The following is a 350-nucleotide window of genomic DNA, read 5'->3' as shown; positions in this document are numbered from 1 at the left end:
GGTCGAGAAGGCGGGCGACAAGATCGACGTCATCATGGTCCCCAAGGTCGAGGGGCCGTGGGACATCTTCTACATCGACCAGCTGCTGGCCTCGCTGGAGGCCAAGCACGGCGTCACCCGGCCGATCCTGCTGCACGCCATCCTGGAGACGGCCGAAGGGGTGATGAACGTCGAGCAGATCGCCGGCGCCAGCCCGCGCATGCAGGGGATTTCGCTGGGCCCGGCCGACCTGGCCGCCAGCCGGGCGATGAAGACGACGCGGGTCGGCGGCGGCCATCCGGGCTATCGCGTCATAGAAGATCCGCATGCGGACGGTTCGCCCCGCGTCAGCGTGCAGCAGGACCTCTGGC

Annotated in this window: 1 protein-coding gene; it reads left to right on the top strand. The window is 68.9% G+C overall.

Going from position 1 to position 350, the window contains the following annotated elements; genetic code table 11:
- The coding region (locus tag AB4Z20_RS28170; RefSeq protein WP_442091273.1) for an aldolase/citrate lyase family protein at positions 1–350 on the top strand (350 nt) is incomplete at both ends.

This window comes from Pseudomonas sp. KB_12 (assembly GCF_052114545.1).
Classification (GTDB): domain Bacteria; phylum Pseudomonadota; class Gammaproteobacteria; order Pseudomonadales; family Pseudomonadaceae; genus Aquipseudomonas; species Aquipseudomonas brassicacearum.
Note: the sequence above shows the minus strand (reverse complement) of the source record. Positions and strands in the feature narration are given on the sequence as shown.